This window comes from Comamonas sp. FG99 (assembly GCF_057808605.1).
The window spans coordinates 1-15,805 of the sequence record NZ_JBMDII010000046.1 but is presented as its reverse complement, the minus strand read 5'-3'; the positions used below and the strand labels follow the sequence as shown (position 1 = coordinate 15,805).

16 protein-coding genes are annotated in these 15,805 nt (G+C 69.1%); 6 read left to right on the top strand and 10 right to left on the bottom strand.

What is annotated here, in order from left to right:
- Positions 1 to 97 precede the first annotated feature (97 nt).
- Positions 98 to 1,012, top strand: coding sequence for a LysR family transcriptional regulator (locus ACODRX_RS22595; protein WP_488873794.1), 915 nt, complete (start codon positions 98 to 100; stop codon positions 1,010 to 1,012).
- 36 nt (positions 1,013 to 1,048) lie between these two features.
- Here ACODRX_RS22595 and ACODRX_RS22590 read toward each other — a convergent pair whose 3' ends face one another.
- The 3 genes from ACODRX_RS22590 to ACODRX_RS22580 all read right to left on the bottom strand — a co-directional run bounded on the left by ACODRX_RS22590 (position 1,049) and on the right by ACODRX_RS22580 (position 4,026).
- Entirely contained in the window at positions 1,049 to 2,032 is a 984-nt protein-coding gene (locus ACODRX_RS22590) for a Bug family tripartite tricarboxylate transporter substrate binding protein (protein WP_488873793.1), read from the bottom strand.
- Between the two features lie 68 nt (positions 2,033 to 2,100).
- Entirely contained in the window at positions 2,101 to 3,186 is a 1,086-nt protein-coding gene (locus tag ACODRX_RS22585) for a hypothetical protein (protein WP_488873792.1), read from the bottom strand.
- A gap of 36 nt (positions 3,187 to 3,222) precedes the next feature.
- On the bottom strand, positions 3,223 to 4,026 hold the full coding sequence (locus tag ACODRX_RS22580) for a TetR/AcrR family transcriptional regulator (RefSeq protein ID WP_488873791.1): 804 nt from the start codon (positions 4,024 to 4,026) through the stop codon (positions 3,223 to 3,225).
- 194 nt (positions 4,027 to 4,220) lie between these two features.
- Here ACODRX_RS22580 and ACODRX_RS22575 point away from each other — a divergent pair, with 194 nt between their 5' ends.
- Both ACODRX_RS22575 and ACODRX_RS22570 read left to right on the top strand, forming a co-directional pair.
- Complete coding sequence (locus ACODRX_RS22575; RefSeq protein ID WP_488873790.1) at positions 4,221 to 5,420, top strand: acyl-CoA dehydrogenase family protein; 1,200 nt, start codon at positions 4,221 to 4,223, stop codon at positions 5,418 to 5,420.
- Positions 5,421 to 5,494: 74 nt separating this feature from the next.
- Complete coding sequence (locus ACODRX_RS22570) at positions 5,495 to 7,228, top strand: long-chain fatty acid--CoA ligase (protein WP_488873789.1); 1,734 nt, start codon at positions 5,495 to 5,497, stop codon at positions 7,226 to 7,228.
- A gap of 17 nt (positions 7,229 to 7,245) precedes the next feature.
- Here ACODRX_RS22570 and ACODRX_RS22565 read toward each other — a convergent pair whose 3' ends face one another.
- The 5 genes from ACODRX_RS22565 to ACODRX_RS22545 all read right to left on the bottom strand — a co-directional run bounded on the left by ACODRX_RS22565 (position 7,246) and on the right by ACODRX_RS22545 (position 9,858).
- Complete coding sequence (locus tag ACODRX_RS22565) at positions 7,246 to 7,740, bottom strand: GNAT family N-acetyltransferase (protein WP_488873788.1); 495 nt, start codon at positions 7,738 to 7,740, stop codon at positions 7,246 to 7,248.
- Positions 7,733 to 8,005 carry a type II toxin-antitoxin system TacA family antitoxin gene (locus ACODRX_RS22560; protein ID WP_488873787.1) on the bottom strand — a complete coding sequence of 91 codons (273 nt, stop codon included), beginning with the start codon at positions 8,003 to 8,005 and terminating at the stop codon, positions 7,733 to 7,735. The genes ACODRX_RS22565 and ACODRX_RS22560 overlap by 8 nt, the downstream gene beginning before the upstream one ends.
- 68 nt (positions 8,006 to 8,073) lie before the next feature.
- Positions 8,074 to 8,586: a hypothetical protein gene (locus tag ACODRX_RS22555; protein ID WP_488873786.1), complete on the bottom strand. Its 513-nt coding sequence runs from the start codon at positions 8,584 to 8,586 to the stop codon at positions 8,074 to 8,076.
- Positions 8,583 to 9,155, bottom strand: coding sequence for an NUDIX hydrolase (locus ACODRX_RS22550; RefSeq protein ID WP_488873785.1), 573 nt, complete (start codon positions 9,153 to 9,155; stop codon positions 8,583 to 8,585). Before ACODRX_RS22550 ends, ACODRX_RS22555 begins: the two co-directional genes overlap by 4 nt.
- 7 nt (positions 9,156 to 9,162) lie before the next feature.
- Positions 9,163 to 9,858, bottom strand: a complete 696-nt coding sequence (locus ACODRX_RS22545) for a fumarylacetoacetate hydrolase family protein (protein ID WP_488873784.1) — start codon at positions 9,856 to 9,858, stop codon at positions 9,163 to 9,165.
- A 92-nt stretch (positions 9,859 to 9,950) separates the two neighbouring features.
- On the opposite strand from ACODRX_RS22545, the gene maiA reads away from it, so the two are divergent.
- The 3 genes from maiA (at position 9,951) to ACODRX_RS22530 (ending at position 12,736) form a co-directional block, all read left to right on the top strand.
- Positions 9,951 to 10,619: a maleylacetoacetate isomerase gene (gene maiA, locus ACODRX_RS22540; protein WP_488873783.1), complete on the top strand. Its 669-nt coding sequence runs from the start codon at positions 9,951 to 9,953 to the stop codon at positions 10,617 to 10,619.
- Positions 10,616 to 11,485 carry a peptidoglycan editing factor PgeF gene (gene pgeF / locus ACODRX_RS22535; protein WP_488873782.1) on the top strand — a complete coding sequence of 290 codons (870 nt, stop codon included), beginning with the start codon at positions 10,616 to 10,618 and terminating at the stop codon, positions 11,483 to 11,485. The genes maiA and pgeF overlap by 4 nt, the downstream gene beginning before the upstream one ends.
- A 105-nt stretch (positions 11,486 to 11,590) precedes the next feature.
- Positions 11,591 to 12,736 carry a saccharopine dehydrogenase family protein gene (locus ACODRX_RS22530; RefSeq protein WP_488873781.1) on the top strand — a complete coding sequence of 382 codons (1,146 nt, stop codon included), beginning with the start codon at positions 11,591 to 11,593 and terminating at the stop codon, positions 12,734 to 12,736.
- Positions 12,737 to 12,745: 9 nt separating this feature from the next.
- On the opposite strand, the gene ACODRX_RS22525 is transcribed toward ACODRX_RS22530, so the two are convergent.
- Complete coding sequence (locus ACODRX_RS22525) at positions 12,746 to 14,062, bottom strand: cytochrome-c peroxidase (RefSeq protein ID WP_488873780.1); 1,317 nt, start codon at positions 14,060 to 14,062, stop codon at positions 12,746 to 12,748.
- On the bottom strand, positions 14,062 to 15,489 hold the full coding sequence (locus ACODRX_RS22520) for a metallophosphoesterase (protein ID WP_488873779.1): 1,428 nt from the start codon (positions 15,487 to 15,489) through the stop codon (positions 14,062 to 14,064). The genes ACODRX_RS22525 and ACODRX_RS22520 overlap by 1 nt, the downstream gene beginning before the upstream one ends.
- Between the last annotated feature and the right edge of the window lie 316 nt (positions 15,490 to 15,805).

Here is a 15,805-nt window from a genome sequence, read left to right as displayed (position 1 = left end):
TTCCTTGTGGCTTAGTGATGAGGCTTTCACGATAGCTATTGCGTTGATTGGCGTAAATGGAGATATTTAGCATTTCAAAATTGCGTAAGTCGAAATAATGGACCACCTTGATACCCTGCGCTGCTTTGTCGCCGTGGCCGATGCCGGGGGCTTCGCACCGGCGGCGCGCAGCCTGGGGCGTTCGCCCGCCGCGGTGACCCGGGCCATTGCGGCGCTGGAGGCGCGGCTGGGTGTGCTGCTGCTGCAGCGCAGCACGCGCGTGGTGCGGCTCACCGAGGCCGGAGAGCGCTTTCTGGGCGACTGCCGCTCGATCCTGGGCGACCTGCACGAGGCCGAGCAGGCAGTGAGCGGCGCGCAGGCCGAGGTGCAGGGGACGCTGTCGATCACCGCGCCGCAGATGTTCGGCATCTGCCATGTGGCGCCCATCGTGCGGGACTTTCTGGTGGCGCATCCGCGCGTGCAGGCCCGCACGCTGTTCGTCAATCAGCTGGTGCCACTGCCGGCCGATGGCATGGATGTGGCAGTCCGCATCGCGCACTTGCCTGATTCGGGGCTTACCGCGCTGCCGGTGGGGGCCTTGCGCCGGCTGGTGGTGGCGTCGCCCGCGTACCTGGCGCAGCATGGCGAGCCGCGCCACCCGCGCGAGCTGGCCGCGCACCGGGCCATCGGCATTTCGTTCGACGCGCGCGCCGTGGCGCCCTGGTCCTTCAAGGATGGCCTTGCGGGCCAGCCGCGGATCTGCTGGATCAGCAACAGCAACGAGGTGGATATCGGCGCGGCCGAGGCGGGGCTGGGCCTCACGCGCTGCCTGGCCTACCAGGCGGCCGAGGGCCTGCGCGCGGGCCGTTTGCGCATCGTGCTGGCCGAATACGAGCAGCCGCCCGTGCCGGTGCACATCGTCTACCCCGCGGGGCGCCGCGCACCGGCCAAGGTGCGGGCCTTCGTGGAGTTCGCGCGCGAGCGGCTGGCACAGGTGCCGGTGCTGCAGGGGCGCGGGCTGGAGCGGCGCTGATGCGCCCCTGCCGCCCAGTTCGGCTTCAGTCCGGTTTCAGTTCGGCTGAATGTTGGCCTGCTTCATCACCGCGAGCCACTTCTCGCCTTCCTGGGCGGCAAAGCGGGTGAACTCCTCGGCGCTGAGCTGGCTGGAGATCACGCCGTTGTCCCGCATGCGGGCCTGTACCGCGGGCTTGTGCGCGGCATCGCGCATGGCCTGGTTCAGGGTGGCGACCACGGGGGCCGGCGTGCCCTTGGGCAGCCATAGCGCATACCAGGAGGTCACGTCGAAGCCGGGGATGGCCTGCTCGGCGATGGTCGGCACCTGAGGCAGCAGCTCGACCCGCTTGGCCGAGGTGACGGCCAGCGCCCGGAGCTTGCCGCTCTGGATCAGGGGCGCGGCGCTGGCCACCGAGGCGTAGAGCACGTCCACATGGCCGCCGATCACGTCGGTCAGCGCCTGCCCGGTGCCGTTGTAGGGCACATGGGAGATCTTCACGCCGGCCTTGAGGTTGACCAGCTCGCCCACCAGGTGCGGCAGCGAGCCCAGGCCGCCCGAGGCGAACGACAGCTTGCCGGGCGTGGCGCGGGCCTGCTCCAGCATGTCCTTGAAGCTGGCGATGCCGGAGCCCGCGCCGACCACCACCACCATCGGCGCGAAACCGAAGATGCCCACCGGGGCGAAGTCCTTCTGCGCATCGAAGGGCAGATGCTGGAACATGCCCGGGTACATCACCTGGATCGAGGCGTTCATCAGGCCGGTATAGCCATCGGGCCGGCTGTGCGCCACCTCGCGCGCGCCGATGGTGCCCGCCGCGCCGGGTTTGGCCTCGATGAAGACGGACTGCCCCAGCAGCTCGCCCATCTCGGCGATCATCATCCGCCCGAAGGTCTCGGTGGTGGAGCCTGCCTGGTGCGGCGAGATGATGCGGATGGGCTTGCTGGGGTATTTGTCCTGGGCCCAGCTGCCCTGGCCCGCAAGGGCCAGGCAGGCCAGGGCGCCGGCGATGGTGTTGGCGATGAATTGCCTCGTCTTCATGTGATGTCTCCGTTGGTGATTGGCGGCTCTGTCGGCCTTGGCACAGATGCGGCCCGTGCGGGCCGGTGTCAGCGGGTCCTGCCGCGGGGCATGATCCGCCATTCGAAGCAGCCGTCGCCCTGGTCGAGCCGGCGGGTGAGCGCCAGCTCGAGAAAGCGGTTGTGCGCGGCCAGCGCGCCCACCAGCAGCTCGTTCCAGGCCAGGAAGGCGCAGGGGTGCAGGTCCGCGATGCCCTCCATCAGCTTCCAGCTGGTCTGGCGCACGCAGGGGGCGCCGCCGGCATCGTCCACGCGCTCGGCGCTGTCGCCCTGGGCTCGCGCCAGGGCCACCATGAAGTCGGCGAACTGGCCGGCATCGCCGCGCTCGGGGCAGCCCAGGGCCTGTGCGGTGCTGGCGAAGAACTGCATGCCGATCAGGCGCGCGGTGACGCCCCCCAGGTACTGCGCATCGACCGGGCCGCACAGGCCCACCAGCTCCTGCAGGCCGGTGCGCATGTATTCCATGGCGTAGTTGCGGCGTGCCTTCTGGCGCCGCGCAAGCGGCCAGTCGGCGGTGGGCAGCGTGGGCGCCAGCGCCGGATCGCTGGCCGGCATTTCAAGGCCGCGGGCGAACACCAGGCGCTGCTCGGGCTCGATGTCGTGTTCGTATTCGCAGTAGTAGCCTTCGAGGCCGGGCTGTCCGTCCATGGTCTGCTTGGTGCAGACGAAGCCCAGCCTGCGGCTGCCCAGCGATACGCCGTTGTGCGCATGCCAGCCCCGCAGCACGGCGCGCGACACCTCGCCCGGGATGGCGCAGACGGCCGTGCCCTGCCAGGCCCAGCGCGGGGGCGGGTAGCGTACCCAAACCTTCTTCGGCGACTCTTCGAAATACTCGACGTGCACGCCGCCGATGGCGTTGGACAGGTAGTGGTAGCGCGCGGCCGCTACCGCCGGCGGCAGCCCCTGCAGGCCCAGCTTGGCCAGGCCGGGCAGGAATTTCTCGGTGTGCTGCCGGCGGAAGATGTGGAATACCAGCTCGGCCGCCTCGCGGCTGCTCTTGCGGGTGACCATGGTCATCACCAGGCCGGTGAAGCAGGCGTGGTACCACTCGGCCACGGCGGCCCAGCGCGCCGCGTCGGACGTGGCCGGATCATGGGGTGGATGGGCTTGCATCATGTGTCTCCTGTTGGTTGCTGTGGCGGAAAAGGGGAATCAAAGCGTGGGCGCCGCGGCCAGGGCCGGCACCGCCAGCGCCAGCCCCGAGACGACGAACGCGGCCAGCTGCGCGGCGATGTGCTCGCGGTCGGCCTCGGTCTCGTCGGCGCGCGGCCGGTACCACAGCGTGGCGGCGTTGATCGCGCCGAAGAACGGCTTGATGCTCAGGCGGATGTTCTGCTGCGGGATGTCGCCCGCATCCATGGCCTCTTGCAGCACCTGCAGGAACATGGCCTCGTAGCGGTTGCGCACCAGGATGATTCCCTGCAGCTTTTCGCGCTGCTCTTCGTTGACGCGGCCGATCAGCTGTGCCTCCAGCCCCTGGACCGCGACGCGTTGGTACGAAAGGTGCCGCAGCACCTGCAGCGCGTGCGTGTGCGCCATGCGCTGGATGCGCTGTATCGGCCGCAGGCCGGGGTCGGCGGCAATCGGGGCGATCGCGTTGAAGTTGATCTCCATCACCCGCTGGTAGACCGCGACGAAGAGGTCGGCCTTGCTGCGGTAGTGGTGGTAGATGCTGCCCTTGGTGATGCCCAGCGTGTCGCCGATGTGGTCGATCGAGGTGGCGTCGTAGCCCTGGCTGTCGAAGGCGGCGGCGGCGGCATCCAGGATTTCGGTCACGCGGTCGACGGCCTTGCCGTCGGCGGGGGCGTTGGTCTTGCGGGGCATGGCTTTGTTCTTTCCCGAGGTTGGGGTGGGCTGCAGGTACTGCATGGCGCAGCGGATGGATGACTGGGACTCGGCCGCGGCCTCGATTGGCGCAAGCCATTCGCCCGGTTCGCTGGAGGTGGTATTGAGCATACTGGTTGGTATGTTATTTCGCATCGATGCAAATGTCCATCACCTGTGGCAAGGAATTTTGTGGAAACTGAATCTTGCCTAATGCGTTGATGAGGATGATTTTTCCTGTCGCCCATGCGGAAGTGCTAGGGAGATATGGGTTCTATAATTTGCATACCTATGGGTATGTTTTTTTCAAGGCAAGGAGGCAAGAAATGCAGCAATCGCAAGCAAGGCTGGGCGCGCGGGACTATCTGGACTGGCCGTTTTTCGATGCGGAGCACCGCGGTTTCATGGACGAGGTGGACCGGTTCGCAGGCTCTGGCGCGCTGGACGGGGTGGACCTGGGCGACGTGGATACCGCTTGCCGCCGCCTGGTGGCCGAGCTGGGCCGGGCGGGCCTGCTGCGGGTGTGCATCAGCAGCGAGTACGGCGGCTTTGCGCCGCAGATCGAGTCGCGCCGCCTGACGCTGGCGCGCGAGGGCCTGGCCTACCGCTGCGGGCTGGCCGATTTCGCGCTGGCCATGCAGGGCCTGGGCAGCGGTCCGATCGCGCTGGAGGGCGATGAAAAACTCAGGCAGCATGTGCTGCCCAAGGTGGCGCGGGGCGAGCTGATTCCGGCGTTCGCGCTGTCCGAGCCCGATGCCGGCTCGGATGTGGCGGCCATGTCCTGCAGCGCCACGCGCGACGGCGGCGACTATGTGGTCTCGGGCAGCAAGACCTGGATCTCCAACGGCGGCATCGCCGATGTGTACACGCTGTTCGCCCGCACCGGCGAGGCGCCGGGCACCCGGGGCATCTCGGCCTTCGTGGTCTATCCCGACGATCCGGGCTTTTCGATTGCCGAGCGGCTGCAGGTGATGGCGCCGCACCCGCTGGCGACGCTGCAGTTCGACGAGATGCGCATACCCGCATCGCGCATGCTGGGCGCGCCGGGCACGGGCTTCAAGCTGGCGATGCGCACGCTGGACATCTTCCGGGTGTCGGTGGCGGGCGCGGCGCTTGGCTTTGCCCGCCGCGCGCTGGACGAGGCGCTGGCGCACGCCCAGGCGCGCCAGCTGTTCGGCGAGCCGCTGGCCAGCAAGCAGATGACGCAGGACCGCATCGGCGAGATGGCCTGCCTGCTGGACGCGGCGGCGCTGCAGACCTACCGCGCGGCTTGGAAGCGCGATGTGCAGCGCCGGCCCACCACGCTGGAGGCGGCCATGGCCAAGATGGCGGCCACCGAGAATGCGCAGAAGATCGTGGACGGCAGCCTGCAGCTCTTTGGCGCGCGGGGCGTGCAGGTCGGTGGGGTGATGGAGAGCCTGTACCGCGAGATTCGCGCACTGCGCATCTACGAGGGCGCGACCGAGGTGCAGAAGATGATCATCGCCCGCGAGCTGCAGCGCGAGCAGCAGGGCGCCCTGGCCTAAGGCGCTGCAACGCAGATGACGGCCTGCCGGCGCAGGCTCTGCCATCATGGTGGCTGCTACTCCAGGATGCCCCCATGAGCTCTTTCGCCGACAGCGCTGTTAGCGCCTTTGCCCACCCTTTGCCGCCCCACTGGCCGGCGCGCGTGCCCACGCGCCTGCCGGTGCCGCAGACCGCGGTGTGGGACAACATCGCGGTCAACGCCCGGCGCTATCCCGGGCACACGGCGCTGGTGTTCTTCGGGCGGACCGTGAGCTATGGCGAGCTGGTGGCGATGGCCGAGCGCCTGGCGGCGCACCTGCATGCGCAGGGGGTGGGCAAGGGCGACCGCGTGATCCTGCTGATGCAGAACTGCCCGCAGCTGGTGATCGCGCACTACGCCATCCTGCGTGCCAACGCGGTGGTGGTGCCGGTCAATCCGATGAACACCGCCGATGAGCTGCAGCACTACATCACCGATGCCGATGCGCGCGTGGCCATCACCACGGCCGACCTGGCCGCTGGCCTGGCCGAGGCGAGCCGCGCGCTGCCGGCCGGGCAGCGGCTGCGCCACCTGCTGGTCAGCCGCTTTGCCGATGCGATGCCGGCCGATGCGGCGCAACAGCCGGACTTCCCCCCCGCCTGGACGCACTGGCTGCTGGGCGCGCATGCCCTGCCGGATGCCGCCGCGCTGCCCGGCGCCAGCATCGCCACCTGGGCGCAGGCGCTGCAATGCGGCGCTGCGCCGCCGGCGCTGGAGGTGGGGGCGCATGACCTCGCCATCCTGCCGTACACCAGCGGCACCACCGGCAAGCCCAAGGGCTGCATGCATGCGCACGGCCATATCCAGCATGCGGCGGCGGCCGGCGTGCTGTGGGGCCGGCAGTCGCCCGAGACGGTGAACCTGGTGGTCGCGCCCATGTTCCACATCACCGGCATGGTGTCCATCATGCACACGCTGCTGCTGGCCGGAGCCACGCTGGTGATCATGCCGCGCTGGGACCGCGAGCTGGCGGGGCGGCTGATCACCCGCCACCGGGTCAGCCATTGGGCCAACATCCCCACGATGGTGGCCGACCTGCTGGCCAGCCCCAACCTGGGCCGCTACGACTTCTCGCAGCTGGTCTACATCGGCGGCGGCGGCGCGGCCATGCCGCAGGCGCTGGCGCAGCGCGTCAAGGACCTGTGGGGGCTGAACTACCTGGAGGGCTACGGCATGACCGAGACCTGCGGCGCCTCGCATGCCAATCCCTACGAGCATGCCAAGCAGCAGTGCCTGGGCATGGCGCACATCGGCATGCAGTCGCGGGTGATCGATCCCGAGACGCTGGCACTGCTGCCGGCGGGCGAGGTCGGCGAGATCGTGGTGCGCGGCCCGCAGGTGCTGCAGGGCTATTGGAAGCAGCCCGAGGCCACGGCCGCCAGCTTCGTGCAGGTACAGGGCGAGCGCTGGTTTCGCACCGGCGACCTGGGCTATTGCGACGACGAGGGCTATTTCTTCCTGACCGACCGGCTCAAGCGCATGATCAATGCCAGCGGCTTCAAGGTCTGGCCCGCCGAGGTGGAGAGCCTGATGTACCGCCACCCGGCGGTGCAGGAGGCCTGCGTCATCGCGGCCCGCGATCCTTACCGCGGCGAAACCGTCAAGGCCGTGGTCGCGCTGCGCCCCGAGTACCAGGGCAGGCTGAGCGAGCAGGAGCTGATGGCCTGGTGCCACGAGCATATGGCGGTCTACAAGGCGCCGCGCATCGTGCAGTTCGTCGAGCAGCTGCCCAAGAGCGGCAGCGGCAAGGTGATGTGGCGGCTGCTGCAGGAGCGGGAGCCGGGGTGAAGGCCTGGCTGCGGCGATCAGCCTTTGCGCAAGGGCAGGTACAGCGTGAAGGGCCGGTCTGTGAAGGCTGAGAATCCGTAGTGCTCATAGAACGCCTTGGCGGCTGCGCTCTTGGCATCGACAATCAGGGCGTAGGCCGCCACCTGCCCGCTGGCCTGCAGGCAGCGCTCGACGGCGCAGCCTATCAGCAGCCTGCCGATTCCCTGGCCTTGCCGGTCGCTCCGGCAGGCGAGCCGGCCCAGGCGAAAACACGGCACTGGATAGCGCGGCAGCCGTTTGCGATCCGCTTCGCGCAGGCTTGCGGCATCCACCTCGGCGGCGCTGAGCGTGTAGTAACCCAGGATATGTGCCGGGGCCTTGGCGGGTGCCAACACGAATACCGAGGCGATGCCGCGGCGCCGATGCTGGTCGGCATAGTGTTGCAGGTAGTCGTTCAGCGCTGCAACGCCGCAGTCGAAGCCGGCCCGGTCATGCTGCAAGGTGTCGAGCGGCGCTTCCTCGAACTCAAACACGCCGGACCTGCTTGCGCGCCTGCGCCAGCGCGTCCTGCAGGGCTGCATTCGGGCTGAAGGCCGAGTCCAGTGCCTTGGCGAAGGCGGCGAAATCCCGCTGCGACAGCGTGATGCGGGCTTCGCGCTCCAGCAGCTGCTGTGCCTTTTCCTTGGCTGCCGCCCGCACAAAGCTTGCCATGGTCGTGCCCATCAGGGCCGCGGCCTTGGCGATGACATCCTTTTCTTCGGCATCCATCTTGAGATCGAAGCGGGCAGCGACAGTCATGGCGGCATCCTTCTTAAATACGGCATTTTACCGTATTCAAGAATTTCGCATGCCCAAGGCGGAGCACGCTATTTCCGGGGCTTGGGGGTACCGCCATTCACTGCCGCAGCGCCAAACACCTTGCCCAGCATCTCGTGCAGCATGGCCGAGCTGCGCTGCTGCATGAGCTTGTTGATGTCACCCTGGCGCGACTGCATCTCGCTGGCGTAGGGCGACTGCGGCCCCAGGGCCAGCAGCGATTCGAGCTTGGGCTGGCTGAACACCTGGGCATAGGCATAGGCGAGGTTCTGGTTCCACTGCTTCTGGTAGCTGGGCGCAATGGCCGCGGCCTGCTCGGTGACCAGCTGCTGGGCCTTGGCGCCGCCCACGCGGCCGGCCAGGCCCTGGTAGTCGGCCGTCCTGGTGGCGAGCTGGGCCACCACCTGCGGCAGGCTGTGGCCGAGCCGGTATTTCTCGATCATGGCCAGCGCCATGTCCTCGAGCTTGGAGGCGGCCAGCACGGGCAGCGCGGCGCCGGCCGCCAGCGCGGCCGAGAACGAAAGCCACCGGCGGCGGCGGATGAAAGTGGAGGTGTGGGTCATGGCTCAGGCTTGGGCGCGGGCAGTTCCAGGTCGATGTTGTGCACGCCGAAGTGGCCGGCCCTGCGGTCCTGCCAGTAACGCTGCAGCGTGACCTTGACGGTGCGAAAGGCGATCTCGTCCCACGGAATCTCGTCCTCGCGAAAGAGCCGGGCCTCCATGGTTTCGTGGCCGGGATCGAAGCGCTCGCTGTGCAGCTGCGCCAGGTAGAAGATGTGCACCTGGCCCACATGCGGCACGTTGACCAGCGAGAACAGCGGGCCCAGCGTGATGTCGGCGCCGGCCTCTTCGTCGGTCTCGCGGGCGGCGCCCGCGCCGGTGGTCTCGGCCAGCTCCATGAAGCCGGCCGGCAGCGTCCACAGGCCCTTGCGCGGCTCGATGTTGCGCTTGCACAGCAGCACGCGGTCGCCAAGGTAGGGCACGGTGCCCACCACGTTCAGCGGGTTCTCGTAGTGGATGGTGCCGCAGGCGGGGCAGACGGCACGCACGCGGGTGTCGCCGTCGTCGGGAATGCGCTGCTGCACGGCGGTGCCGCAGCTGCGGCAAAAGGATACGGGAAAGCGGCCGGGCATGCGGGCGTCAGACCAGCTGGATCTTGAGCGCGGGCAGGCCGTCCACGCCGCCTTCGAGCAGGTCGCCCTTGGCGACTGCGGCCACGCCTTCGGGTGTGCCGGTGAAGATCAGGTCGCCCGGCTGCAGCTCCCAGGCCTGCGACAGCACCTCGATGGTCTCGGCGATGTTCCAGATCAGCTTGCTGACATTGCTGCGCTGGCGGTCCGCTCCATTCACGGCCAGCCAGATCGCCGCCTGGCCCACATCGCCGGCCTGGGCCACGGGCACGATGGGCGCGATCGGCGCGCTGTGCTCGAAGGCCTTGCCGATCTCCCAGGGGCGGCCCTGCTTCTTCATGTCGTTTTGCAGGTCGCGGCGGGTCATGTCCAGGCCCACGGCGTAGCCATAGATGTGCTGCAGGGCATCGGCAGCCGAGATGTTGCTGCCGCCCTTGCCGATGGCGACCACCAGCTCGATCTCATGGTGCAGGTTGCTGGTGAGCGCCGGGTAGGGCACGCGGCCGGTCTCGCCCTCGGCCACCGCAAAGATGGCATCGGCCGGCTTCATGAAGAAGAACGGCGGCTCGCGTCCGGTAAAGCCCATCTCCTTCGCATGATCTTCGTAATTGCGGCCCACGCAGTAGATGCGGTGCACGGGAAAGCGCTCCTGGGTGCCCACGACGGCAACGCTGGGAGTGGGGGCGGCGGGAATGACGAAGCTCATGGTTAGCCTTTGCTGTAGTCGGTGGATGGATGGCAGTGCCAGCGGAAAATTATCGTCCATATTGAGACCATGGCTGCGATATGCTCGCAGCCATGAAGCTGCACAACTATTTCCGTTCCTCCGCCTCCTACCGGGTGCGCATCGCGCTGGCGCTCAAGGGGCTGCCGTATGACTATGTGCCAGTCCACCTGGTCAAGGGCGAGCACCGCAGCCCCGGCTATGCCGGCCATCTGGGCGATGCGCTGGTGCCGGCGCTGGAGACCGACGACGGCCACTGGCTGAACCAGTCGCTGGCCATCATCGAGTGGCTGGAGGAAACCCATCCCGCGCCCGCGCTGCTGCCCGGCGATGCGCTGGAGCGCGCCCGCATCCGCGCGCTGGCGCTGATGGTGGCCTGCGAGATCCACCCGCTGAACAACCTGCGCGTGCTGGGCTACGTGAAGCACCAGCTCGGCGCCAGCGACGAGGCCAAGGACGCCTGGTACCGCCACTGGGTGCGCAGCGGGCTCGAGGCCTTCGAGCGCCAGCTCGCGCTGCTGGCCGACGAGCGCCGCGCCCAGGGCCTGGCGCCGTCGGTCTTCTGCTGGGGCGACACGCTGACGCTGGCCGACTGCGCGCTGGTGCCGCAGGTCTTCAACGCCCAGCGCTTCAACACGCCGCTCGATGGCCTGCCACTGACCATGGCGGCCTACGAGGCCGCGCTGGCGACCCCGGCGGTCCAGCAGTCGCAGCCCTCGGCCTGCCCGGACGCGCAGGCATGAGCGCAGCCTTTCCCGGCGACTGGCTGGTCCCCGACTGGCCCGCCGCGCCCGGCGTGCATGCCCTGTGCACCACGCGCAGCGGCGGCGTCAGCAGCGGCCCCTACGCCAGCCTGAACCTGAGCCTGAACGTGGGCGACGAGCCCGCCGCGGTGCACGAGAACCGCGCCCGCCTGGCCGGTGCCATGCTCGCGCTGCAGCGCCGCCATGGGGCCAGCGAGGCGGCGGCGCCGCAGCCCGTGCTGCTGCACCAGGTGCACGGCGCCGAGGTGCAGTACCTCGATGCCTGCTCGGCGGGCGGCAGCCATGCCGACGCCAGCGTCACCGCCACGCCCGGCGTGGGCTGCGCCATCATGGTGGCCGACTGCCTGCCGGTGCTGTTCGCGCACCGGCGCCTGCCCATCGTCGGCGCGGCGCATGCCGGCTGGCGCGGCCTGGTCGGGCAGGGCGGCGTGGGCGTGCTGGAAACCACTTTCAAGGCTTTTAGTGCTCTGGCCCAACAGCAGCAAGCGCCAGTCGCTCTTGAAAGCATAGCGACTGGCGACATGCTGGCCTGGCTGGGGCCGTGCATAGGCCAGGCCGCCTTCGAGGTGGGCGCCGAGGTGCGCGAAGCCTTCTTGGCGCACGATGCCGGCGCGGACGCGCTGTTCGCGCCCGGCAAGCCAGGCAAGTTCCAGGCCGACCTGGCGGGCCTGGCGCGGCGCCGCCTGCAGGCCATGGGCATTGCGGCGCTGTACGGCAACGACGGCAGCGAGCCCTGGTGCACCGTCAGTCACCCGGCGCGCTTCTTCTCGCACCGCCGCGACGGCACGCCCGGCGTGCTCGGCGGCTCGGGCCGCTTCGGTGCGTGCATCTGGGTGAGCGAATGACGTCGAAATGATGTGAATAAGCATTCGAAATGACGGTTTGAGGCATTCACTCTGACAGTGCTTGCTCCTACAGTGGAAGCACCATTCCAACTGCAGGAGAGCACCATGGCCACCATCCCGCTGCAGGGTAGCCGCGCCGTCACCATCCTCGGCGCGGGCAAGATCGGCTATGCGATGGCGGTGCTGCTGCAGGCCGCCGGCGGCTGGCGCGTGCGCCTGGCGGACCATGCCCCGGCGCAGTTGCAGGCGGCCGCGGCGCTGGGCGTGGAGGCCCTGCACATCCGCGGCGATGCCGACTGGCAGCGCGCGCTGCGCGGCCAGTACGCCGTGCTCAATGCCTTGCCCTTCCACCTGGCGGCGGCCATGGCCACGCGCGCGGCCGCCGGCGGCGTGCACTATTTCGACCTGACCGAGGACGTGGCCAGCACCCACGCGATCCGCGCGCTGGGCGCCGGCGCCCGCTCGGTGCTGATGCCGCAGTGCGGGCTGGCGCCGGGCTTCATCGGCATCGTGGGCAACGACCTGGCCCAGCGCTTCGACGAACTGCACGACCTGAAGATGCGCGTCGGCGCGCTGCCGCGCTACCCGCAGGGCGCGCTGCGCTACAACCTGACCTGGAGCACCGAGGGCCTGATCAATGAATACATCAATCCCTGCGAGGCCCTGGTCGATGGCGAGCCACGGCAGGTGCAGGCGCTGCAGGGGCTGGAGAGCTTCGCGCTCGACGGCATCGAGTACGAGGCCTTCAACACCTCGGGCGGCCTGGGCACGCTGGTGCAGACCTGGGCCGGCCGTGCGCGCAACGTGGACTACAAGAGCATCCGCTACCCGGGCCACTGCGCCATCCTGCGCCTGCTGCTCGACGAGCTGAAGCTGCGCAACCGCCGCGAGGTGCTGCGGCAGATCTTCGACGAGGCGATACCTGCCACGCGGCAGGACGTGATCGTGGTGTTCGCCAGCGCCACCGGCCTGCAGCGCGGGCGGCTGGTGCAGGAGTCGTACTCGGCGCGCATCCTGGGCGCCACGGTGGCCGGGCATGCGCTCACCGCCATCCAGCTCACCACGGCGGCCGGCATCTGCTGCGCGCTCGACCTGGTGGCCCAGGGCAAGCTGCCGCAGGCCGGCTTTGTCTCGCAGGAGCAGATCCGGCTGGAGGATTTCCTGGCCAACCGCTTTGGCCGGCATTGCCGCGAGCAGGCCACGCGGCAGCCGTGCGGCACCGAGGGCACGCCCGCGCGGCGGCTGGCCTGATCCGGGCGGTTACCTGCCCGCCGCCAGCAACGGCTGGTAGGCCGCATCCGTCAAGCTACGCAAGAACGCGAGCAGATCGTCGATCTCCGCATCGCTCAGCGCATGCGGCATGCCGGGGCGGCGGTTGAGCGGCGGCGAGTTGACGTTCACGTTGTCGCGGTAGCGGGGCGCCACGTCGTCAAACTTGCGGCCTTTGCCGTACCAGCGTTCGGGGTCGGTGCCGCGGGTGTTGTAGAACTCCAGCACTTCGCGCAGCGTGCGCAGCGAGCCGTTGTGCATGAAGCTCTGGCGGATGGCGGCATTGCGCAGCCCGGGCGTGCGGGTGTAGCCGCACCATTGATCGGGCTCGTCCCAGCGCAGCTGGCGGGCGGTCTCGCACAGGCCCGCGTCGAAATGGCGCGGGTCGCGGTTCGGCGCCAGCCGCCGGTTGCGGGGCGCGGCCAGGGCTTCGTAGCCGAAGTCGGTGAACAGCGAGCGCTCGGGGCGGCTCGAGGTCTCCACCACCGTGTGGCACGAGGCGCAATTGCCTTTGTCAGGGTTCTTGAACAGCGCCAGGCCTCGGATCTCGGCGGGCGAGAGCTGGCCCTGGCCGCGCAGGAAGTCGTCGAAGCGCGAGCTGAACGGCGCCATCTCGTCGCTCTGCAGATAGGCCTGCAGCGCCGTGCCCAGCGCTTGCAGCAAGGCCTGCGGATCGCGCGCGGCCTGCGGGCCGAAGCGCGGCACCAGCGATGCGGCGACGCCGTTGGCCTGCAGGCGCTGCAGCAGCTGGCGCGGGCTGCCGTTGTTCATCTCTACCGGGTTCAGCAGCGGATGGCGCACCTGCTCGGCCAGCGTGTCGGCGCTGCCATCGGCCATCAGCCCGCCGAAGGGGCCGGGGGCCGGTGCATCGTCGTCCTGGTAGAAATGCAGGCGCGGAACATAGCGCACATACAGCAGCGAGGGCGCGGCGCGGGCGCCGAAGCGGCCCGCGCGGCTGCCCTGCGCGGTGCCGGGGCTGGGCGCGGCCTTTGCCAGGCCGCGGCGCAGGTCGGGCCCGAAGGCCCGTACCGGGTCGTGGCAGCTGGCGCAGGACAGGCCGGCCGGATTGGACAGCCGGGTGTCGAAGAACAGCTGGCGGCCCAGCGCGGCCAGCGCCGGATCGGGTGCGAAGCGCGCGGCGGTGGAGTCGTATTTGGCCGCAACCTGCGGGGTGCTGCCGATATGCGCCACCACGCGCCCGGCGGCGCCAGGGGCCAGCCAGACCTGGCTTTCGGGCGCCGCATGGGCCACTGCGGCCAGGCCCAGCAGCGCCAGGCCGCGCGACAGCATGGAGGTCAGGGCGATCATCAAGGCGTGAGGAAACCGGTCTTGTCGCAATCGAGCTGCAGGCCTTCCTGCTGGCAGGTGGCCATGAGCTTGCCGGCGGCCGAGTAGGCCTGGAAGGTCCAGCCGGTAGAGGGTGCGGCGCGGCGCTCCATCAGCACGAAGCCGAAGCTGGCGTGGTGGGTGATGTGCTCGATCACCGCGCCCGGCGCTGGCGTGGCCTCGGCAGACAGCGGATCGGGCAGGGCGACGTCGAGGTTGTCGCCCGCATCGCCGCTGACGATGGTCGCCGCATGGCCGCTCTTGAAGCTGATGGCCTGGAAATTATGCACATGGCCATGCAGCGCCAGATTCACGCCGGGCGGGTAGTAGGCCTGCGGATACAGGCTGCTCATGGCCGATTGCAGCGCGGGGTTGCCCGGCGCCGGCGCGGCGCCCGGAACCGGCGCGAAGGCCAGGATCGGGTGGTGGTTGGTGAAGATGGTATTGGCCAGGCCGGCCTTGGCGGCCAGCTCGGCCACCTGCTGGAACTGCTTCTGGTAGATGGCGAACTGCGCATCGCTGGGCTTGAGCGCGAGCTTGCCGGTCTTGGCCGAGTCGAACACCACCACTTGGGTATTGCCGCCCAGGCGCACCGCGTAGGGATCGCTGTAGTTGGCGTTGCCGTCGTTGGCGGCGCTGTTGCACGAGCGCGTTTCGCTGAAGGGCTGGGTGTCGAGAAAGCGGAACCAGCCCTGGCCGGCGCGCGCGCATTCCTCGTGGTTGCCGCGCACCATCACCCAGGGCGCGGCGGCCAGCAGCTTGGCGGCGGGCTTGAACAAATCGGCCTGCCAGGTGTCCCAGCCATAGCCCCAGGGGCTGTCCTGGCAGCCCTTCACATCGGCGGGGCAGGCGTTCTCGCGGTAGTGGTAGTCGCCCACGTGCAGCACCAGGTCGGGCTTGAAGCCGGCCGCGGCATTGGCCACGGTGGCGAAGGGCCAGGCCTGGGCGTCGCCGCAGGCCTGCCAGGCGTTGTCGGCCTTCTTCATGCGGCAGCCAGTGTCGCCCAACACCACGATGCGCTGGGGTTCGGCCTTGGGCAGCGGCAGGCTCTGGCCCGCGAGCTTCACCTCGCTGGCATTGGCGGGCAGCGCGGTTTCGCAGACGCTGACCGGAAACTCGGACGGCTTGGAGTCTGCCGGGTCGCTGGCCGTGGGGCGCAACGGCACGGTGGCGGTGCCCACCCGCAGGCCCATGCGGGCAGCCTGGCCGTTGATGTAGATCAGCGGGCAGACCGCATTGGGGCCGCTACCCGCCGTGGCCGTGTACGAGGTGATGGCGCGTGCCGTGGCCTGGTTGCCCGTACCCACCACCACCCAGGCGGCCTGGATGTTGTCGGCGTTGCTGGCGGCATCGGTTGCGCCGCCGCTGCCGCAGCCCTGCAGTGCCAGCGCGGCAGCACCGGCAGCCATGGCACCGCCTATCCTCCATAGAGGTCCTTGTTGTGTCATTTTTTCCTCGTCACCGTGGTTTCAAAACGGCGCAAGCTTAGGCAGGCCGTGTGACGGGGCTATGAAAAGTGGCTCCCCCCGCTTGCTCACTGCGTATAGCCGCTGCCCCTCCGGGAGGGGTAATGCAGTTCACTTAGCAAGCCGAAGCTGCTGCCAGCCAGTGCGCAGGTTTGATGGCAGAGACCGGGACTCGCCCCGGCAGGCGACCCCCTTTCTTGTGCGCACAAGAAAGGGGGCAAAGAAAGCGCCCCGGCTGTCTGCGACCCCGCTGCTGCGC